14 protein-coding genes are annotated in these 17,042 nt (G+C 71.0%); 6 read left to right on the top strand and 8 right to left on the bottom strand.

The genetic code is table 11. From position 1 onward, the window contains the following. Positions 1 to 91: 91 nt before the first annotated feature. Positions 92 to 1,600: a potassium/proton antiporter gene (locus DDV73_RS10835; RefSeq protein WP_109507267.1), complete on the bottom strand. Its 1,509-nt coding sequence runs from the start codon at positions 1,598 to 1,600 to the stop codon at positions 92 to 94. 103 nt (positions 1,601 to 1,703) lie between these two features. On the opposite strand from DDV73_RS10835, the gene DDV73_RS10840 reads away from it, so the two are divergent. Further along, positions 1,704 to 3,167, top strand: coding sequence for an FAD-binding protein (locus tag DDV73_RS10840; protein WP_240617238.1), 1,464 nt, complete (start codon positions 1,704 to 1,706; stop codon positions 3,165 to 3,167). Positions 3,168 to 3,220: 53 nt separating this feature from the next. On the opposite strand, the gene DDV73_RS10845 is transcribed toward DDV73_RS10840, so the two are convergent. Further along, the gene (locus DDV73_RS10845) at positions 3,221 to 3,703 is read right to left on the bottom strand and encodes an ArsR/SmtB family transcription factor (RefSeq protein WP_109507268.1); all 483 of its coding nucleotides are present in this window, start codon (positions 3,701 to 3,703) and stop codon (positions 3,221 to 3,223) included. Positions 3,704 to 3,760: 57 nt separating this feature from the next. On the opposite strand from DDV73_RS10845, the gene DDV73_RS10850 reads away from it, so the two are divergent. Beyond that, entirely contained in the window at positions 3,761 to 4,606 is an 846-nt protein-coding gene (locus tag DDV73_RS10850) for a S41 family peptidase (RefSeq protein ID WP_109507269.1), read from the top strand. 4 nt (positions 4,607 to 4,610) lie between these two features. Here the strand turns inward: DDV73_RS10850 and DDV73_RS10855 are convergent, their stop codons facing one another. Further along, positions 4,611 to 5,741, bottom strand: coding sequence for an ATP-binding protein (locus DDV73_RS10855; RefSeq protein ID WP_109507270.1), 1,131 nt, complete (start codon positions 5,739 to 5,741; stop codon positions 4,611 to 4,613). Positions 5,742 to 5,891: 150 nt separating this feature from the next. Between DDV73_RS10855 and DDV73_RS10860 the strand changes: the two genes are divergently transcribed. After that, positions 5,892 to 6,440 carry a hypothetical protein gene (locus DDV73_RS10860; protein WP_109507271.1) on the top strand — a complete coding sequence of 183 codons (549 nt, stop codon included), beginning with the start codon at positions 5,892 to 5,894 and terminating at the stop codon, positions 6,438 to 6,440. A 57-nt stretch (positions 6,441 to 6,497) separates the two neighbouring features. Here the strand turns inward: DDV73_RS10860 and DDV73_RS10865 are convergent, their stop codons facing one another. After that, positions 6,498 to 8,717: a 3-hydroxyacyl-CoA dehydrogenase NAD-binding domain-containing protein gene (locus DDV73_RS10865; RefSeq protein ID WP_240617239.1), complete on the bottom strand. Its 2,220-nt coding sequence runs from the start codon at positions 8,715 to 8,717 to the stop codon at positions 6,498 to 6,500. Positions 8,718 to 8,752: 35 nt separating this feature from the next. Further along, positions 8,753 to 9,964 carry an acetyl-CoA C-acetyltransferase gene (locus DDV73_RS10870; RefSeq protein WP_109507376.1) on the bottom strand — a complete coding sequence of 404 codons (1,212 nt, stop codon included), beginning with the start codon at positions 9,962 to 9,964 and terminating at the stop codon, positions 8,753 to 8,755. Between the two features lie 109 nt (positions 9,965 to 10,073). Between DDV73_RS10870 and DDV73_RS10875 the strand changes: the two genes are divergently transcribed. Together DDV73_RS10875 and DDV73_RS10880 are read left to right on the top strand one after the other, a co-directional pair. After that, the gene (locus DDV73_RS10875) at positions 10,074 to 10,814 is read left to right on the top strand and encodes a MerR family transcriptional regulator (protein ID WP_109507272.1); all 741 of its coding nucleotides are present in this window, start codon (positions 10,074 to 10,076) and stop codon (positions 10,812 to 10,814) included. Positions 10,815 to 10,871: 57 nt separating this feature from the next. After that, complete coding sequence (locus DDV73_RS10880) at positions 10,872 to 11,624, top strand: carbonic anhydrase family protein (RefSeq protein ID WP_109507273.1); 753 nt, start codon at positions 10,872 to 10,874, stop codon at positions 11,622 to 11,624. A gap of 179 nt (positions 11,625 to 11,803) precedes the next feature. On the opposite strand, the gene DDV73_RS10885 is transcribed toward DDV73_RS10880, so the two are convergent. After that, positions 11,804 to 13,321: a DEAD/DEAH box helicase gene (locus DDV73_RS10885; RefSeq protein ID WP_109507274.1), complete on the bottom strand. Its 1,518-nt coding sequence runs from the start codon at positions 13,319 to 13,321 to the stop codon at positions 11,804 to 11,806. 123 nt (positions 13,322 to 13,444) lie between these two features. Then, on the bottom strand, positions 13,445 to 14,380 hold the full coding sequence (locus DDV73_RS10890; RefSeq protein WP_109507275.1) for a DMT family transporter: 936 nt from the start codon (positions 14,378 to 14,380) through the stop codon (positions 13,445 to 13,447). 46 nt (positions 14,381 to 14,426) lie between these two features. On the opposite strand from DDV73_RS10890, the gene pdxR reads away from it, so the two are divergent. Next, a complete protein-coding gene (gene pdxR, locus DDV73_RS10895; protein WP_109507276.1) occupies positions 14,427 to 15,824 on the top strand; it encodes a MocR-like pyridoxine biosynthesis transcription factor PdxR in 1,398 nt (465 codons plus the stop codon). Between the two features lies 1 nt (position 15,825). On the opposite strand, the gene DDV73_RS10900 is transcribed toward pdxR, so the two are convergent. Then, the gene (locus DDV73_RS10900) at positions 15,826 to 16,983 is read right to left on the bottom strand and encodes a CaiB/BaiF CoA transferase family protein (protein WP_109507277.1); all 1,158 of its coding nucleotides are present in this window, start codon (positions 16,981 to 16,983) and stop codon (positions 15,826 to 15,828) included. Positions 16,984 to 17,042: the final 59 nt, after the last annotated feature.

A 17,042-nucleotide genomic window follows, 5' to 3' on the forward strand; every position in this document is an offset into this window, starting at 1 on the left:
CAGAGCTTGAGTTGGTTCGCAACACCGACTCTTGGACACCCTCGACCTACATCACCGCCGCCACACCGCCGTACCCCTTGGAATCAGTCATCTAGTCGCCGGGAGGCCGGTTGGTTCGCAGCCACTGCGCCAACCGGCCACCGGCCGACACCTCCCGCAACCGTGCCTCGGCGGCCAGCCGGGCGCGACGTGGTGAGACCAGGAGTACGTCGTCCCCGCGGCGGAGCGCGGTCCGCTGGTCCGGCACCAGCGTGTGGCCGTCGCGGATCACCAGCGACACCGAGACCCCCTTCGGCAGCCGCAGCTCGCCGACCTCGACGCCGTGCAGCTTCGACTCCGGCCCGATCGTGATCTGCAGCAGGTCGGCGGCGATCCGCTCCAGCGGCGCCGCCTCCACATCGAGGTCGCGGGCCTCGCTCCGGGTGACGCCGAGCAGCCGGGCCACCCAGGGCAGCGTCGGCCCGGTCAGCAGCGTAAATACGACCACCATCACGAAGACCAGGTCGAACAGCCGCTCCGAGCCGTCCACTCCTTCGGCGAGCGGGATCGTGGTGAGCACGACCGGGACCGCGCCGCGCAGCCCGGCCCAGGAGACGAAGGCGAGCTCACGCCACGGCCTCGGCTGCGCGAGCGAGCTCACCAGCACCGACACCGGCCGGGCCACGAAGGTCAGCAGCAGCCCGGCGGCCAGCGCCAGCCCGACGGTGGTCAGCGAGATCCGGCCGGGCCAGGCAAGCAGGCCGAGCATCACGAACAGCCCGATCTGGGCCAGCCAGGCCGAGCCCTCGGCGAATGATCGGGTGGTCGAGCGGTGTGGCAGCTCGGAGTTGCCCAGCACCAGCGCCGCGACGTACACCGCGGCGAAGCCGGACGCGTGCGCCGCCGCGCCGACGGCGTACGCCAGGAGGGTCAGCGAGATCACCGCAATCGGGTACAGACCGGACGACGGCAGCGCCACCCGCCGCATCAGCCACGCCCCGCCGGCCCCGATCGCCAGTCCGATCAGCACGCCGGCGGCGAGCTCGAACACCATCAGCCCGATCGCGCCGAGGATGCCGTGCTCGAGCGCGTGTCCCGACGAGATGAGTACGACGAGCACGACGGTCGGCGCGTCGTTGAGGCCGGACTCGGCCTCCAGAGTGCCGGCCAGCCGCCGCGAGATAGGCACCACCCGGAGCACCGAGAAGACCGCGGCCGCGTCGGTCGGCGAGGTGACCGCACCGAGGAGGATCGCCAGCTCCCATGGCAGGCCGAGCAGATAGTGGCCGCCCAGAGCCATCAGCGTCACCGAGACCGCTACCCCCACGGTCGCCAGCGAGGTGCCGAGCCGCATCGACGGCTTGATCTGGGACCAGTTCGTGGTCAGGCCGCCTTCGGCGAGGATCACCACCAGCCCGAGGAAGCCGAGCGCGTGTGCCAGCTGGGCGTCGTCGAACGGGATCCCGAGCCCGCGCTCGCCGAGGGCGACGCCCATCAGCAGGTAGAGGAGCAGGCTCGGCAGCCCGGCGCGGGTGGAGACCCGGACCGCCAGGATCGCAAGCAGGGTGACGACCGAGCCCACCAGCAGGAACTGATCGAGCTGGTGCACGTCGAAGGTCAAGTTCACCTCGTGGGGGCCGTCGGACGGTGGCCCTGAGTCTAATGGTCACCGTCACTTGCCAGGCCCCTTCTCGCCGGAGTGGAACACGTTCTACTCTTGGCGGGTGACTGCCGACGGCCTCGCCTTGCCCGCGCTCCTGCCCACCTCCGCGCTCGACGGCGTGGTCGACTCGGCCGACGTCGTCGTGGTCGGCTTCGGCATCGCGGGCGGCTGTGCGGCCCTGGAGGCGGCACGCGCGGGCGCTCGCGTCGTACTCCTGGAGCGGGCCGCCGTCCCCGGCGGCACCTCGGCGATGAGCGGCGGCCACTTCTATCTCGGCGGCGGTACGCCGGTCCAGCAGGCCACCGGCCAGGACGACAGCGCCGAGGAGATGTTCGGCTACCTGATGGCGGTCTCGGCCGACCCGGACGAGGCGAAGATCCGCGCCTACTGCGACGGCAGCGTCGAGCACTTCGGCTGGCTGGAGGCGCTCGGGTTCGAGTTCGAGCGCAGCTTCCTGCCCGAGAAGATGGTGATCCAGCCCGGAACCGAGTGCCTGATCTACTCCGGCAACGAGAAGGTCTGGCCGTTCCGCGACCGGGCTCGCCCGGCGCCGCGCGGCCACAAGGTGCCGGTGCCCGGCGACACCGAGGGCACCAAGCTGGTCATCGACCTGCTGCGCGAGGCGGTCGAGAAGGCCGGGGTCGAGGTGCGCTACGAGACCGGCGCAACCGCCCTGGTGCGCGACGAGGACGGCGCCGTCATCGGCGTCGGCTGGCGACGCTTCGCCGAGTCCGGCGTGATCGCGGCGCGGGCCGTGGTGCTCGCCGCCGGCGGCTTCGTGATGAACCGCGACATGGTCGCGGCGTACACCCCGGAGCTGGCAGAGAAGCCGTTCGTGCTCGGCTCGACGTACGACGACGGGCTGGGCATCCGGCTCGGCGAGTCGGCCGGCGGCGCGACTCGGTTCATGGACGAGGCCTTCATCACCGCGCCGTTCTACCCGCCGTCCTCGCTGGTGAAGGGGATCGTCGTCAACAAGCTCGGGCAGCGGTTCGTGGCCGAGGACTCCTACCACTCCCGCACCTCCGGCTTCGTGATGGAGCAGCCCGGCCACGCGGCGTACCTGATCGTCGACAGCGCCCACATCGAGCACCCGGCGTTCCCGCTGGCACCGTTCATCGACGGCTGGGAGACGGTCGCCGAGATGGAGGCCGCGCTCGAGCTGCCCGAGGGTTCATTGAGCGCCACCCTCGACCGCTACAACGAGTACGCCGCCCGCGGCGAGGACCCCGACTTCCACAAGCACCCCGACTGGCTGGCGCCGCAGGACACCGGGCCGTGGGGCGCGTTCGACCTGACCCTCGGCAAGGCGCTCTACGCCGGCTTCACCCTCGGCGGCCTGGCCACCTCCGTCGACGGCGAGGTGCTGCGCGAGGACGGCTCGACAATCGGTGGCCTGTACGCCGCCGGCGCCTGCGCCTCCAACATCGCCCAGGACGGCAAGGGCTACGCCTCCGGCACCCAGCTCGGCGAGGGCTCCTTCTTCGGCCGCCGCGCCGGCCGACACGCCGCAACACCTCGATAGTCCAGATCGTTTGACATCATTTCTCGGCCGAAAGTGATGACAAACGTTCTGGACTATCGCCGGTAGAGGCTGACCAGCACGCCGTACTCCTGCTCGCGCGGACCGGCCGGCTCGAGCCGGTTGAGCAGCTCGTCCAGGTGCGCGGAGAGGGCCTCGGCCTGGCGGCGGGTGAGCCGGATCGTGCGGTGGTTGAGCAGCGGCCGGCGCGCGCGGACGATCTCCTCGCCGATCGAGGTCAGCATTGCGGCGGTCGCCTCGTCGGGGACGTCGGGAGCGAACCGGATCCGGCGCGAGGTGCGCAGGTAGTACTGCTCGGTCCCGCCGCGCACCGTCCGGGTCGGGCCCTTGGTGACCAGCCCGGCCTTGACGAGTACGCCGAGGTGGTGGGCGATGTTGCCCTTGTTGGTCATGAGCCGGTTGCCGAGCTGGCTGATCGTGGCGCCGTCGCCGCCGAGCTCGCGCCAGATCCGGTGCCGCAGCGGGTGCGAGAACGCCCGGATCTGGTCGGGCCCGCTGGCATCGAGGAGGTCGGTCATAGGTCTAAGCGTTAAGAGAAGTAGACGCTTAGGTCAACCCCCGACTTCACTGCTCCCATGACCGACTCGCTGATCGACCGCATCCAGACCCTCGTCCGCGACCACTACGTCTTCGCCGACCGCGGGGAGTCGATCGCGGCCGCGCTGAACGGGATCACCCTGCCCGCCGACGAGCCCGCGCTCGCGACCGCCGTGACCGAGGCACTGCTGGCCGCGAGCGCCGACAAGCACCTCCGGGTACGCCACTACCCGGACGGGGTTCCGACCGACCAGGACGAGGCCGCCGCTCGCGCACACTGGGCAGCCGAGATGCGTCGTACCTCCGGCGGGGTCGCCGAGGTACTCCGCCTGGACGCGGCCACCGGACTCCTGGCACTGGGTCCCGTGATCGGCCCGCGGGAGCCCGCCGCGCCCTACCTCGCCGCCGCGTTCGCGCTCCTGGCCGACGTCGAGCGGCTGGTGATCGACCTCCGCGCCTGCGTCGGCGGCGTACCGGAGACAGTTGCCTACATCGTCAGCCACCTCACCGGGCCGGAGCCGGTCCACCTGCAGGACGTCGTACGCCGCGACGGCACCGCCGACTCCTACTGGACGACCAGCGACGTGGACGCGCTGCCGCCGACCGTCGAGGTCGCCGTACTCACCAGCAGCGCGACGTTCTCCGGCGGCGAGGAGCTCGCCTACGACCTGCAGGCGCTCGGCCGGGCCACCGTGGTGGGCGAGGTGACCGGCGGCGGCGCGCACCCGCGCGAGGCCTTCGACCTGAGCCCGACCCTGCAGGTGCACGTGCCGGTCGCGCGCAGCGTCAACGCCGTCACCGGCACCAACTGGGAAGGCAAGGGCGTCCTCCCCGACCACCCCTGCCCCGCCGACCAGGCACTCGAGGTCGCCCTGGCCGGGTGACCGGTCACAGCCCCAGGCTGGTGGCGTTCTCGCGGAGGTACTCGCGCAGGTAGGGCAGCGCGAAGGCGACCAGGCCACGGCCGGCGGGCTGGATCATGTCGGCGCCGATCAGGCGCAGCCGGTACTGCGAGGCGTACGACGAGCCGACGTTCATCCTGGTGGCGATGTCGCCGATCCGGCTGGGCCCGTTGTCCTCGGCCATCGCGGCGAGGAACTGGCGGTCGGTCGGCGACAGGTCGAAGAGGGCCGGCTCGTGGACCAGCGCGCCCATCCGCCGGCGCGCGGCCGCCACCCCCTCCCGTGCCTGTACGACGTCGATCGTCGGCGCATCCGGCTTGACCCGCCACACCCAGTGGCCGATCAGCTGGATCAGGAACGGGTAGCCGCCGGTACCCTCGGCCGCGACCTGCAGCGCGCGGTCGGTGATGGTGCGGCCGGCCGCCTCGATCGGCATCCGCAGCGCGTCGGCGACGTCGGCCAGGTCGACCACGCCGAGGTGGTGCCGGTCGGCGCGGCGCAGGAAGGTCAGCACCTGGTCGTTCAGGAGGTCCTGGACGGTCGCCGGCAGCCCCGCCGCGACGAAGGCGACGGGCCGCTCCTCGCGGATGCAGTGCTGGATCACGATCCCGAGCGCCTGCAACTCCTCGCGGACGCCGGCATGGATCTCGTCGACGGTGATCATCAGCCCGGTGCCCTGCCCGGCGAGGTGGTCGGTCAGGGAGTTGACCATGGTGCGCAGCCCGGTCGGCGGGCGGTTCAGCGGCACCATGTCGATGTCCACGCCACCGAGGTTCATCGGCAGGTGTACGCCGGAGATGTGCCGCTCGAAGTCCGGGAACTCCAGCAGGTCCGCCGCCTGCGGCAGCCCCTCGCTCACCAGCCGGGTGATCAGTCCGCGGGTCGCGGTCTCGGAGATCACGACCCAGCCGCGCTGCCGGGCCTGCGCCTCAGCCTCGTTGAGCATCACGGTCTTCCCGACGCCACGGGCACCCGTGTAGAGCGTGGCCCGGCCCGGGGAGCCGGGGCCGTCGTCGAGCGCATCGCCGATCGCAGCAGCAACCTGGTCGCGGCCGGCGAGCACGGGCGGGTTGGTGCCGAACGACGGACGGAACGGGCTGACGTTGCCGGCAATCATCGCGGAGGGACCACCTTTGCCAACGGATTTAGCGATGTTTAGACCTTACCACTCTTCTTTAGCAAGTTTTAGTAATCTCTAGACAAATCAGACAGGGGCTTGACTCGCCCGCCATCATGGGACGGCACCCGAAAACGGGAGGAACCACCTATGCGGACGCCCCGCCCGGCAGCCGCCGTACTCACCGTCGCCACCCTGCTGGCCCTCGGCACCCTCCAGGCCTGCGGCGGCGACGACGGGTCCGACCGCTCGGACCAGGAGCAGAAGGCGATCGACAGCCTCACCGCGCGGATGAAGCGCGAGTCGGAGGCGGAGTTCACCCAGCAGATCTCCGGCTGCTTCGCCGAGCACCTGGTCGACGACGTCGGCCTCGAGCAGCTGGTCAAGGACCAGCTGCTCACCGAGGACTACGAGGCGAGCAGCGGCGCCGGCGCGAAGGGCGTCTCCGCCAAGACCGCGGAGGCGTACGGCGACGCTACGGTCGCCTGCATCGACTGGGAGGAGTTCGGCGAGCTGCTCAAGAAGGACAAGGCGACCACGCTCACCGACGCCCAGATCGACGCCGCTGTCACCTGCCTCGACAACATCGGCGACCAGACCATCCACGACTCCACTCGCGACCAGGCGCTGCGCCAGCAGACCGCCGCGACCCAGACGTTCACCACCGAGTTCACCAAGTGCTTCGCCCAGGAGAAATGAGTCGTGGGCCCCAGCGAGCGCCGTAGCGCACGCTGAGACCCACGACCTCGCGACTGGCTAGGCGGGGAAGGTCTCACCCTTCGCCGCCAGGTCGCGCAGGTACTGCGTCGGGGCAAACCGCTCGCCGTACTTCTCGGCCAGCTCCTCGGCCCGCTTGATGAACGCGCCGAGACCGACCTCACCGTCCTTGCCGACGTAGCCGGTCATGAACTGCGCGGCGCCACCGGTGTTGGCCGGGAAGCCGATGCCCATGATCGAGCCGATGTTGGCGGCCGCGGCGGAGGTGATCACTTCCTCCTCGAAGCACTTCGCGGTCTCGATCGCCTCGACGAACATCAGGCGGTCCTTGACGTCGCCGAACGGCACCTGGTCGTCCTGCGCGGCGACCGGGTACTGAGCGGCCAGACCCGGCCACAGACCGGCGCGCTTGCCGTCGACGTACTCGTAGAAGCCCTTGCCCATCCACTTGCCGACGCGGCCGTCTTCGATCATCGAGTCGATAACGTCGTTGGCGGGGTCGGCGGGCAGCTCCTTGCCCTCCGCCTGCAGCGCCTCCTGGCTGGCCAGGCGGATGTTCTTCATGGTCTGGAAGTTGAGCTCGTCGGAGATCTGCAGCGGGCCGACCGGGTAGCCGTCCTGCGCCGCCGCCCGCTCGATCGACATCGGCGCGACGCCCTCGGTGAGCAGCCGGAGGCCCTCGTTGATGGTCGTGCCGATCACCCGCGAGGTGTAGAAGCCGCGCGAGTCGTTGACCACGATCGGCGTCTTCTTGATCGCGAGTACGACGTCGTACGCCTTGGCCAGCGCCTCGTCGGAGGTCTCCTTGCCGCGGATGATCTCGACCAGCGGCATCTTGTCCACAGGCGAGAAGAAGTGCAGGCCGATGAAGTCCTTCGGCCGGTCGATGCCCTCGGCCAGGCCGGTGATCGGCAGCGACGACGTGTTGGAGCACAGCAGCGCGTCGGGGTTGACGTGCGCCGCGATCTCGCCGAACACCTGGTGCTTGAGCTCGGCCTTCTCGAAGACCGCCTCGATCACCAGGTCGACGCCGGCGAAGTCGGCCGGGTCGGCGGTCGGCTTGATCTTGGCGAGCAGCGCCGCCTTCTTCTCCTCGGTGGACTTGCCACGCGAGATCGCCTTGTCGAGCAGCGCCTCGCTGTAGGCCTTGCCCTTCTCGGCGTTCTCGGCCGACACGTCCTTGAGTACGATTTCCATCCCGGCCTTCGCGCAGACGTAGGCGATGCCGGCGCCCATCATGCCCGCACCGAGCACGCCGACCTTGGTGGGCGTGTACTTCTCGATGCCGTCGGGGCGCAGCGAGCCGGAGTTGATCGCCTGCAGGTCGAAGAAGAACGCCTGGATCATGTTCTTCGAGTTCTGGTTGACGATCAGGTTGGTCAGGTAGCGCGACTCGATCCGCGAGGCGGTCTCGAAGTCGACCTGCGCGCCCTCGATGGCCGCGGACAGGATCGCCTTCTGCGCCGGGTAGTCGGCACCCTTGAGCTGCTTGCGCAGCAGCGCCGGGAACGCCGGCAGGAACATCGCGAGCTTCGGGTTGGACGGCAGACCGCCCGGCATCCGGTAGCCCGCGCGGTCCCACGGGTTCAGGGCGGCGTCGGCGTCGTCCTTGTGGTCGAGCACCCACTTCTTGGCGGCCGGGACCAGCTCGTCGAGACTGCCGACCAGCTCGTCGACCAGGCCCTTGGCCTTGGCGTCCGCCGGGCGGTAGCGCGGGCCCTGCAGGAGCACGTTCATCAGCGCGTCCTGGATGCCGAGCATCCGCACGGTGCGGGTGACGCCGCCGCCGCCCGGCAGCAGGCCGAGCGACGCCTCGGGCAGGCCGATCTGCACCGACGGGTGGTCGTAGGCGACGCGGTGGTTGGTGGCCAGCGCGATCTCGAGGCCACCGCCGAGCGCGGCGCCGTTGATCGCCGCGGCGACCGGCTTCGGGAAGGTCTCCAGGCGGCGCAGGTCGGCCTTCAGGCCCTCGGCCATCGCGAAGATGTCGGCCGCGTTCTCCTTGGTGGCCTTGCTCATGTCGTCGAGGTTGCCGCCGGCGAAGAAGGTCTTCTTCGCGCTGGCGATCACCACGCCGGTGATGTCGTCGACCTCGGCGTACAGCCGGTCGACGGCGGCCTTCATCGACTCGACGTACAGCTGGTTCATAGTGTTGGCGCTGGCGGTCGGGTCGTCGATGGTGAGTACGACGATGCCGTCGGCGTCCTTGTCGTAGCGGACGGCGCTCTGGGTCCCGGTGTCAGTCACAGTCTCGGTCACGGTTTCTTTGTCCTGTTCTCAGAGGTTCCGGGCGCTCAGACGAGCTCGACGACGGTGGCGACGCCCATACCGGCGCCGATGCAGAGGGTGATCAGGCCGCGCTTGAGCTCGCGGCGCTCCAGCTCGTCGATCATGGTGCCGAGCAGCATCGCGCCGGTGGCGCCGAGCGGGTGGCCGAGCGCGATCGCGCCGCCGTTCACGTTGGTGACGTCGTGGGTGATCCCCATGTCCTTCATGAAGCGCATGGCGACAGCGGCGAACGCCTCGTTCATCTCCCACAGGTCGATGTCCTCGACCTTGAGGCCGGCCTTGGCCAGTGCCTTGCGGGAGGCCGGGGCGGGCGCGGTCAGCATGATCGTCGGGTCGGCGCCGGACACGGCGGCGCTCACGATCCGGGCGCGCGGGGTGAGGCCGAGGTCCTGGCCGGCCTTCTCGGTGCCGATGGCGACCAGCGCGGCGCCGTCGACGATGCCGGAGCTGTTGCCGGCGTGGTGGACGTGGTTGATCTTCTCGACCCAGTGGTACTTCTCCAGCGCCACGTCGTCGAAGCCGGCCTGCTCACCCTGGTCGGCGAACGACGGCCGGAGGCCGGAGAGGCTCTCGACCGTGGTGCCGGGGCGGATGAACTCGTCCTTCTCCAGGACGGTCAGGCCGTTGAGGTCCTTCACCGGGATCACGGAGTTGTCGAAGTAGCCGTTGGCCTGCGCCTTCGCGGCACGCGCCTGCGACTCGGCGGCGAACGCGTCGACGTCCTGACGAGAGAAGCCCTCGATGGTCGCGATCAGGTCGGCGCCGATGCCCTGCGGCACGAAGCCGGTACCGAGCGCGGTCTGCGGGTCCATCGCCCAGGCGCCGCCGTCGGAGGCCATCGGGACCCGGCTCATCGACTCCACACCACCGGCGAAGATCAGCTCCTCGAAGCCGCCGCGCACCCGCGAGGCGGCCTGGTTCACGGCCTCCAGGCCGGAGCCGCAGAAGCGGTTGAGCTGGACGCCGGCCACCGTCTCCGGGTAGCCCGCCTTGAGCGCTGCCACCTTCGGCAGCACCGAGCCCTGGTCACCGATCGGGCTGACGATGCCCATCACCACGTCGTCGACGTACGCCGGGTCGAGGGAGGGGTTGCGGACCTTGATCTCGTCGAGCAGGCCGACGGCCAGGTCGATCGGCTTGATCTCGTGCAGCGAGCCGTTCTTCTTGCCCTTGCCGCGCGGCGTACGAATGTGGTCGTACACGAATGCTTCTGCCATGACCATCCCTTGATTCGGTGTGAAGTCGGTGTTCTACGATTGTGACACTATTACTGTCAGGGTCAACTGTGAGCCGCGCTACACGAAGCAACTAGCTGAGGAGCCTCGGATGGACGACGCTGTGGAGTCGGCCGTGGAGTCGGCGCATGAGCTGATGACCCTTGAGCAGCTCACCAGCCGGGTCGGCATGAGCGTGCGCAACGTGCGGTTCTACACCACGCGTGGCCTGGTCCCGCCGCCGATCAGGCGCGGTCGCTCGGGCTACTACTCACCCGACCACGTGGCGCGCCTGGAGCTGGTGCAGGAGCTGCAGGCCCACGGCTTCACGCTAGCGGCGATCGAGAAGTACGTCAGCGCGATCCCCGACGACGCCACCACCGAGGACATCGCGCTGCACCGGATCCTGCTCGCGCCATGGGGCACCGAGCTGCCCGAGTCGATGAGCCGCCGCGAGCTGATGCAGCGGGCGGGCCGCGAGCTGACCGACGAGGACCTGGACAGCCTGCGCGCGCTCGGGATCCTGAAGACTCCCGAGCGCGGCCACTACGAGGTCGCGGTCGCACACCTCTCGGTCGGCGTCTCGCTGATCGACCTCGGCTTCCCACGCGAGGCGGCGCTGGCCGCCGCGAAGGTATACGCCGAGCACGGCCGGGCCGTCGCGCAGGAGCTGACCCAGGTGTTCAACACGATGGTGTGGCCGGCGTACCGCGCCTCCAACATCTCCTCCGAGCAGCTCCAGCAGATCGTCGAGCGGCTGAAGCCGCTGTCCATCGCCGCGCTGGTGACCGCCTACGAGGACGCGATGACCGAGGAGAAGCGGGCCGAGATCACCCGGCGCGCGAACAAGTAGCGAGCGGCGAGGCGTGCCAGACTGCCTCGTCCGAATTGTCGTGCCTCTGGAGCATCCATGAAGAACCGGCTGGCGCTCGCTGCCGCCACCCTCCCACTCGCTGTCGCTGCCTTCGTCCCCGGCCACGCGGTCACCGCCGAGCCGGATCCCGGCAAGGAGCAGAGCCCCATCGACATCCGGCACCGCGACCTCGACCACGCCCTGCTACCGGTGCTGGACTTCGACTATCCCGACGACTCCGAAGTGACCATGACCTACATCCGCGAGGACGCCGACGACCCGGACGGCTGTGAGGTGCGTGGTGAGGAGGAGACGGTCCGCGCGGAGGTGCCGCCGGGGACGGCCTCGCTGACCGTGGGGGGCGACGAGTACGAGCTGCTCCAGGTCCACTGGCACACCCCGAGCGAGCACCACCTCGACGGCCGGAGCTATCCGCTCGAGCAGCACCTGGTGCACCGCAACTCCGACGGCGAGCTGCTCGTGGTCGGCGTGTGGGTACGGCGGGGCGCGGCGCACAACACGCTCGGCCGGCTCTTCGACCACCTGGCCGAGGAGTGCGAGCCGAACATCGCCGTGACCGACATCAGCCTCCGCAAGCTGCTGCCGGACCGGATCACGTCGTACCGCTATCCCGGCTCGCTGACGACCGCGCCGTACTCCGAGGATGTGTCGTGGGTGATGCTCACCGACCCGGTCTCCGCGTCCGCGCGCCAGGTCGCGCTGTTCCGGGACGCGTTCCCGGACGGCAACAGCCGCGACGTGCAGCCGCTCGGCGACCGGACCGTGCTGACCGACCGCTGGTTGCACTGAGGCGTTTGAACGGGCGTTTGAACGCGCCCGCATCGGGCACCGCACGAAACAGGACGAGCCACTGACCCCTCCCAGGGGCCGGTCGCGCGGGACGTAGGGACCCGGGAACAGTTCCTGCGTATCCCGCGCGCTCGGTAAAACCTCCGCTGTCCTGGGACCCGCTGCGGGCTTAGCGGCGGTCAGCGACGGCCGGCGCTGAAGGAGGCCGCGCTGTGGCTGCCACCTGACGACGACGTGTGCCGTACGGTGCTGCCGCCTGCGCGACCGCCCTGGCGCTGGCGTGCCTGGCCGCCACCGTTGCCCTGACCACCGCTGCCGCCGCTGCCACCCTGGCCACCGCGACCGCGCCGGCCCCGCTTGCTCGCGCCGCCGGACGGCTGGCCACCGGCTTGCTGTCCGCCGGCCCGTCCGCCGGCCTGCTTGCCCTGCTTGGCGCGGGCGGGCTGGCCGGACTGGTTCGTCGACTTGGCCTTCTTCGGCGTGCTCTGCCGCACCGGCGCGGCGACGGTGACGCCGCCAGCGACCAGGGTGCGCTCACCGGGGGCGAGCTCCTTCAGGATCGGGTGGTCGGTGTCGCGGAGCTTGGTGGTGACCGGTTTGATGCCGGCCGCGCGGGTCAGCGACCGGACGTCGCGCACCTGGTCGTCGGTCATCAGCGTGATCACGGTGCCGGCGGAGCCGGCGCGCGCCGTACGGCCGGAGCGGTGCAGGTAAGCCTTGTGCTCGCTCGGCGGGTCGGCGTGGACGACCAGCGCCACGTCGTCGACGTGGATGCCGCGGGCCGCGATGTCGGTAGCGACCAGCGTCGTCGCGTCGCCGGCGTGGAAGGCGTCCATGTTGCGGGTACGGGCGTTCTGGCCGAGGTTGCCGTGCAGCTCGACGGTCGGCACGCCGTGCCGGTTGAGCTGCCGGGCCAGCGCCTTCGCGCCGTGCTTGGTCCGGGTGAAGACCACGGTCCGCCCGGGCGCCGACGTCAGGTCGACCAGCACCGGCACCCGGTGCTCACGCGACACGTGCAGCACGTGGTGGCTCATGGTGGCGACCGGCGACTGCGCCGAGTCGGCCTCATGGGTGATCGGGTTGCTCAGGAACTGCTTGACCAGCACGTTGACCGCGGCGTCAAGGGTCGCGGAGAACAGCAGCCGCTGGCCGTCGCGGGGAGTCTGCTTGAGCAGTCGGCGTACGGCCGGCAGGAAGCCGAGGTCGGCCATGTGGTCTGCCTCGTCGAGGACGGTGATCTCGACCGCGTCCAGGCTGCAGTGGCCCTGGCCGATCAGGTCCTCAAGGCGGCCCGGGCAGGCGACGAGTACGTCGACGCCGTCGCGGAGGCGGCGTACCTGCGGGTTCTGGCCGACGCCGCCGAAGATCGCCAGCGTGGTCAGGCCCGCGGCCTTGGCCAGCGGCGCGAGCGCGGTCTCGATCTGGCCGGCGAGCTCACGCGTCGGCGCCAGGATCAGCGCCCGCGGCTTCTTGGCGGTACGCCGGCGGCCGGACGCGGCCAGCCGGGTGACGACCGGCAGCAGGAATGCGTAGGTCTTGCCGGAGCCGGTGCGGCCACGGCCGAGTACGTCGCGGCCCGCGAGCGAGTCGGGCAGGGTCGCGGACTGGATGGGAGTAGGGGTGTCGATGCCGAGGTCGGTGAGTACGCGCGCCAGGTCGGCGGGCACACCGAAGTGGCCGAAGTTCTGTGCAGACAAGTGAATGTGACTCTTCTGTGGGGTGTCTCACCACAGCCAAGATCCGAGAAGGCCCATGCGGAGCATCGGAGCTGCGACGCATGCTCAGTTCGAGGTAAGACTGAACGAACTGGTGAGTAGAGACTACGGCACCGCGTCCGGAAAGCGGGAATCGCGGCTTGGCGACGGCCAGAGTCCGACCATGCAGCCGAGGGCGACCAGCGCCGCTCCGGCCACCGCCACCACGGTCAGCGCTTGGGCGCCGAGCAGCACCGAGCCGGCCAGGCCGGCCACCGGCATCAGGCCCACAAGCGTGCCGGCCCGGTCCGCCTGCAGGACGCCGACGGCGAAGAACCACAGCAGGAAGGCACCGCTCAGGCACCAGCCGAGCACGAGCAGCGCGACCGCCTCCCGTGCCGTCGGCACCCGCCAGCCGTCGCCGAGCGCGGCCAGCACCGCAGCCATCCCGGCCGCGATCAGGCAGCTCCACGTCGAGACCGCGAGCCCGCCCATTCTCTCGATCACGCCGATCGCCAGCAGCGTGAAGCCGACCTCGCACAGCATCGTGAGTACAGCGAGCGCCAGGCCCGGCCCGTGCCAGGAGCCGCCGCCGCTGAGGGTGACGATGCCGGCGACAACGATGGTGGCGCCCAGCAGCGCTACGGTCCCCGGCCGCCTGCGGGCCAGCAGCGGCGCGAGCACGACGAGCACGAGCGGCGTGCCGCCGAGGACCGCGGCCACCAGGCCGGGTTCGGCGTACCGCTGCGAGATCAGAAGGAAGGCGTTGAACCCGAGCTGACCGACCAGCACCACCGCGACCAGCGCCCGCAGGTCGCGCGGTGTCGGGACCGGCAGCGACTGCCGCCGGATCCTGACGACGGTCAGGAGAAGCAGTGCGCCGAGCCCGTAGCGCAGCGCCTGGCCGCCCATGAGCGGGTAGTCGTCGAGCATCCCGGTCACCGGCACCGAGGCACCCACGAGCGCGCAGGCGACGGCGCCGGCCGCGATGGCGAGGACGGTCCGCCGGGCGGGCTCGGCGGGGGCGGTCGTGGCCTCCAGGTGCGGTTCGGTCGCGCTCATGGATCGAGCATGAAGTCAGATCGGTCCAGACGTAAGATCCACTCTTGTGGGCAAAGAATGGACCACCTTGCGCGAGCTGCTGCTCCCCGGCGCCGCCGCGACCAGTCGCGGCCGGCACGAAAGGCCGATCGAGGGCGCGCTGCGCGACGCGATCCGTGGCGGCCAGCTGACACCGGGCACCCGGCTGCCGTCGAGCCGGGACCTCGCCGGCCAGCTCGGGGTCTCGCGGGGCACGATCACCGCGACGTACGGCCAGCTGGTCGCCGAGGGCTACCTCGTCAGCCGGCCGGGGTCGGGCACCTCGGTGGCCAGGGCGCTGGCCGGCTCGACCGCGCCCGCGGCACCCGCGCCGAGCCCGGCGCCGCGTTGGCGGTTCGACCTCAGACCGGGCCTGCCGTCACTGCAGGCGTTCCCGCGCGCCGAGTGGGTCGCGGCCACCCGCGCCTCCCTCGGCGAGCTACCGGACGAGGCCCTCGGCTATCCGGACCCGGCCGGCCTGCCGCAGCTGCGTGCCGAGCTCGCCGGCTATCTCGGCCGGGTACGGGCGGTCAGCACCACCGCCGACGACATCGTGATCACCCACGGCGCGGCGGAGGCGTTCTCGCTGCTCAGCGCCGCGCTGGTCGCCGCCGGGCACCGGGATGTCGCGGTCGAGGACCCCGGCCACCCGGGCGCTGCCGAGGTCGCCGCCGCGGCCGGCCTGCGGCCCCGGCCGGTGCCGGTCGACTGCGACGGGATCCGGGTGGACGACCTGACCGAGACGGGCTGCCGGGCCGTGGTCGTCACCGCCGCCCACCAGTTCCCGCTCGGCACCGCCCTGCAGCCGGAACGCCGCCATGCGCTGCTCGCCTGGGCCCGCGAGCGCGACGCCGTGATCATCGAGGACGACTACGACGCCGAGCACCGCTACGACCGGCCGGCGCTGCGGGCCATGCAGGCGATGGAGCCCTGCCGGGTGGCGTACGTCGGGAGCGTGAGCAAGACCCTCGCTCCGGCACTGCGACTCGGCTGGCTGGTCCCGCCGGCGCCGCTGCGGGCCGCGGTGATCGAGCGCAAGCGGCTCACCGATCTCGGCTGCTCCCCGCTGCCGCAGGCGGCGTTCGTCCGGATGCTGCGCACCGGTGGCTACGACCGGCACCTGCGCCGCACCCGCTCGCTCTACCGCCGGCGCCGCGACGCGCTCCTCGAGGCGCTGGCCGAGCGACTGCCGGTCTGGCGGCCGGTCGGGATCGCGGCCGGGCTGCACGTCGTACTCCAGCTGCCGGACGGGGTCGACGACGCCGCGGTCCGCGACCTGCTCGCCGGCCGCGGGATCCAGGTGCCCGCACTGTCGGACTACTCCGGCGACCCGCCGTACCCCGGCCTGGTGATCGGGTACGCCGCAACCCCGCCCGACCGGCTCCGCTCGGCGGTCGCGGAGATCGCCGAGCTCGTCGGAGCCTGATCTACGACTGGACAGCCGCGCCTGACTCCAGGAGCGCGTCGACTCCTGCCACGCCCCAGGCCGCCAGCGCCTCGCGGGTGTCGCCGCCGGAGACGCTCGGGCCGGTGGTCAGCGTGGCGGCGGTCCGGGAGAAGCGCGGCGCCGGCGCCGGCTGCAGGATGCCGCCGCGGTCGACATAGGTCTCGCGTGCCGCGAGATGCGGGTGCCGGGCGGCCTCGGTCATCGGCAGGATCGGCGCGACGCACGCGTCTGTGCCCTCGAAGACCTCGGTCCACTCGGCCTGCGTGCGGCTGGCGATCCGCTCGGCGATCAGCTTCTTGAGCTCGGCGTACTCGCCGATGTCGAACTGCCCGGGCGCGTCCTCCGGCAGCCCCAGCAGCCGCGCGAACTCGTCGTAGAACTGCGGCTCGATCGCGCCGACCGACAGGTGCTTACCGTCGGAGGTCTCGTAGACGTCGTAGAACGGCGCCCCGCCGTCGAGCAGGTTGGCGGCCCGCTGCTCGCGGGCGAAGCCGGACGCCAGCATGCTGGCCCACATCAGGTTGAGGTGGGCGGTGCCGTCCACGATCGCGGCGTCCACGACCTGGCCCTCGCTCGAGGTCTTCGACTCCAGCAGCGCGGCCAGGATGCCGACCACCAGGTAGAGCGAGCCGCCGCCGAAGTCGCCGAGCAGGTTGGACGGGTAGTGCGGCCGGCCGGGGTCCTGGCCGAGGTCCCAGAGCGCGCCGGAGATCGCGATGTAGTTGATGTCGTGGCCGGCGGCATGGGCCAGCGGGCCGTCCTGGCCCCACCCGGTCATCCGCGCGTAGACCAGCCGCGGGTTGCGCTCCAGGCAGACGTCCGGACCGAGCCCGAGCCTTTCGAGTACGCCGGGGCGCAGGCCCTCGACCAGCACGTCGGCCGACTCGACCAGGTCGAGGATCGCGGCGACGGCGTCCGGGTTCTTGAGGTCCATCGCCACACTCGGCCGGCCGCGGGTGCTCAGGTCCTTCTCCCGGTTGCCGGGGCTGAGCGGCCCGCCCGGGCGCTCGATCCGGATCACGTCGGCGCCGAGGTCGGCCAGGTGGGTGCACGCGAACGGCCCCGGCCCGATCCCCGCGATCTCGACGACCTTGACCCCGCGCAGCGGGCCGCTTCCCTGACCGAGTGTGTGGCTCATGCCGCCGATCCTGACAGATCTACTGTCACAGTTGGAAGGGCAACGTCGGGTCGACGTGA

This window comes from Nocardioides speluncae, from assembly GCF_003121585.1.
GTDB classification, from domain to species: Bacteria; Actinomycetota; Actinomycetes; order Propionibacteriales; family Nocardioidaceae; genus Nocardioides; species Nocardioides speluncae.